This window comes from Azospirillum sp. B4 (assembly GCF_000333275.1).
GTDB lineage: Bacteria > Pseudomonadota > Alphaproteobacteria > Azospirillales > Azospirillaceae > Nitrospirillum.
Map to the genome: position 1 here is coordinate 1 of NZ_BACU01000170.1, position 3,123 is coordinate 3,123.

2 protein-coding genes and 1 pseudogene are annotated in these 3,123 nt (G+C 66.5%); all 3 read right to left on the reverse strand.

The annotated features are described in order from the left end of the window. A pseudogene (locus I55_RS07710) lies at window positions 1–276 on the reverse strand (hypothetical protein); the annotation flags it as partial. A gap of 9 nt (window positions 277–285) precedes the next feature. Continuing rightward, window positions 286–1,812 carry a DHA2 family efflux MFS transporter permease subunit gene (locus I55_RS07715; protein WP_252181068.1) on the reverse strand — a complete coding sequence of 509 codons (1,527 nt, stop codon included), beginning with the start codon at window positions 1,810–1,812 and terminating at the stop codon, window positions 286–288. 91 nt (window positions 1,813–1,903) lie between these two features. Continuing rightward, window positions 1,904–2,968: an HlyD family secretion protein gene (locus tag I55_RS07720; protein ID WP_044559940.1), complete on the reverse strand. Its 1,065-nt coding sequence runs from the start codon at window positions 2,966–2,968 to the stop codon at window positions 1,904–1,906. Window positions 2,969–3,123 lie beyond the last annotated feature (155 nt).

Below are 3,123 nucleotides of genomic sequence, written 5' to 3' on the forward strand. Positions count from 1 at the left end.
CAGATCCAGATCGCAGGAGACAACGTAAGACACCAGCTCGTCCAGCATGGGGTAGGAGATTTCACTCCACCATTGGACCAGAAAGATAGTGTTGATTACACAAGTGACCTGGGAAGGGTTGATCACCGGAGCAATCCACGACGAGGTGGTGTAGGTCACCGGCGGCTCGTAGTAAGGACCCAGGGTGCAGGTAGTCACCAGTGTCAGGGTGGGCGTGGCGGCCAGCAGGCGCACGCGCTGGGGGGACATGGGAAAGTGAAACAGGCGGGAAAGCACGCATGAGGGTCACTCCGCGGCGGCGGGCTTGGGCGCCGCCTTGGTGGATTTCATGAAGAAGGCCAGCGGCACGACGCAGAGGGCCACCATGCCGGATATGCGGAAGACGTCGACGTAGCCCAGGATGGCCGACTGCTTCAGCAGCGTGCGGTAGATGCCGCCCATGGCCGAGGATTCCAGCTGCGCCGCCGTCAGCCCGTGGCCGGCCAGGCCGTCCAGCCAGGCCTGTTTGGTCATCTGGTAGCCCAGGCTCAGGTCCGAGAGATGTTCGGCCAGATAGGCTTGGTGCACCTGGGAACGCTGGGTCAGGTAGGCCGTGACCAGGGCGATGCCGATGCTGCCGCCCAGGTTGCGGGCCATGGAATAGAGGGCGGCCGCGTCGCCGTTCATTTCCCGCGGGACGGAGGCGAAGGCCACCGTGCTGATGGGAATCATCAGCAGGGCCGTGCCGAAGGTCTGCGCCATGCGCATGCTCATCAGGGTGAGGAAGCCCACCTGCGGGGTGATGGTCGCCGTGTAGAACATGGCGACACCCAGCAGGAAGAAGCCGGACGCCACGATGAAGCGGGCCTGGAACTTTTTCAGCAGCACGCGGGTGATGATGGGGATCATGATCAGGATCATGAAGCCGCCAGGCGACAGGATCATGCCGGCCCAGGTGGCGGTGTAGCCCAGCTGCGATTGCGCCAGCTGCGGGATCAGCACGGCGCTGCCGTAGAGGGTGGCGGCCATGATGCTGATGAACAGGGTGCCGATGGCGAAGTCCTTGTTCTTCCAGACCCGCAGGTTGACGATGGGATCCGGCCGGTCCAGCAGCCAGACGACGGCACCCACCAGGCCCAGCACGGCGCCAACGGCGAAGACCTGGATGAAGGTGCTGGAGAACCAGTCCTCCTGCTCGCCCCGGTCCAGCACGATCTGCAGGCAGGCGAAACCGGCGGCAATCAGCGACAGGCCGATGACGTCGATGTTGCGCTTGCCCTTGGCGGCGCCGGCGCGGGCCCACGGCGGATCCTCGACCACCGTGGAGATGGCGAAGGTGGCGATGATGCCCACCGGCACGTTGATCAGGAACACCCAGCGCCAGCTGAAGTTGTCCGTGATCCAGCCGCCCAGCGTCGGCCCCATGATGGGGGCGGCGATGATGGCGACGGCGGTGACGCCGAAGGCGGTCGCGCGCTTGGCCGGCTCGAACGTGTCCAGCAGGATGGACTGCTGGTTGGGCTGCAGGCCGCCGCCGAAGAAGCCCTGGAACAGGCGGAAGACGATCAGTTCCGGCAGCGAGGTCGACAGGCCGCACAGCAGCGACGACACCGTGAACATGACGATGGACAGCAGGAAGTAGTTCTTCCGGCCCATCATGCGGCCCAGCCAGCCGGAGACCGGCAGCACGATGCCGTTGGCCACCAGGTAGGAGGTCAGGGTCCAGGTGCTTTCGTCCGTGCCCACCGACAGGCTGCCGGCGATGTGCGGCAGCGCCACGTTGATGATGGTGGTGTCCAGCACCTCCATGAAGGTGGCGACGGTCACCACCATGGCGACGAGGTAGGGGTTGTGCTTGGGCCGCCAGGTCGACGCCCCGTGGTCATCTTCGGGAGGGGGAAGTCCTTCGCTCACCGCCGGCCCCTCAGTTCAGCTTGACGGTGGGTTCGACCGACAGGCCCAGCGGCAGGGGATGGTCGGCCGGCAGGCCGCCCGTCACCTTGATCTTGACCGGCAGGCGCTGAACGATCTTGACGAAGTTGCCCGTGGCGTTTTCCGCGGGGAAAGCGGTGAAGCGCGAGCCCGTGCCCATCTGGAAGCTGTCGATGGCGCCGGTCAGCTTCAGGTCGGGGAAGGCGTCGACCTCGATGTCCACCGGCTGGCCCACGCGCATATGCTTCAGCTGGTTTTCCTTGAAGTTGGCGATCACCCAGACCTCGGGCGTCACCAGGGTCATGGCCGATTGCGACACCTGCAGATAGTTGCCCTTCTCCACGGCGCGCTTGGTCACCCAACCATCCTGCGGCGCCACCACGGTGGTGTAGGACAGGTTCAGCTCGGCCTGGGCCAGTTCGGCCTGGGCGGCGGTGACCTGGGCTTCCAGCTGCTTCACCTGGGCGGCGGCGGCCTCGATGTTGCGCGGCGCCTGTTCCGCCGTGCGCAGCTTGGCATCGGCGTCGGCCAGCTGGGCCTGGGCGGTGCGGTAGCTGGCCTGGGCGGCGTCGATTTGCGATTTGGTGGTGGCGCGGACGTCGATCTCGGTCTGGCGCGACAGGTCGGCCTTGGCCCGGACCAGCGTGGCCTCGGCCTGGGCGCGGGCGGCGCGGGCCTGGTCCAGCTGCGCCGGGTAGGAGACCTGGGCGATTTCCAGGTTGGTCTGCGCCTGCGCCAGCTGCGCCTGCGCCAGCTTCACCTGGGCTTCGTCGCGGTCGCGGGTGTTCTGGTAGTCGCGCGGGTCGATGCGGAACAGCACATCGCCCGCCTTCACCTTCTGGTTATCCTGCACCGCCAGTTCGACCACCAGGCCGGAAACCTTGGGCGCCACCGTCACCACCCGGCCCTCGGTGAAGGCGTCGTCGGTCGATTCCTTGCCCCGGCCACCAAGCCAGAGGACGACGCCACCGACGACGATGATGGCCAACACACCCAGGCCGATGATGCGGGGCAGGACGGAACGCTTGGGCGGAAGGGCGGAGGGCGTGCTGGTCATGATGGTCCTTTGGTCCCGTTGAAGGCCGGATCGGGGTTGCCCCCGTGGATGCGAACGCCTCGGTTCCCGGCGGCGGCCGGGGTCCACGGAAGACGGGCGTTGGGAGGGTGCCGGCGATGGTGCGGCGCGGAAACTGCTGCAAGCGAGTTATGCTA

Excerpts from the sequence above, each read along its gene's own strand:
- I55_RS07715 (WP_252181068.1), bottom strand. The coding sequence starts at position 1,812 with ATGGTGGTGACCGTCGCCACCTTCATGGAGGTGCTGGACACCACCATC.
- I55_RS07720 (WP_044559940.1), bottom strand. The coding sequence starts at position 2,968 with ATGACCAGCACGCCCTCCGCCCTTCCGCCCAAGCGTTCCGTCCTGCCC.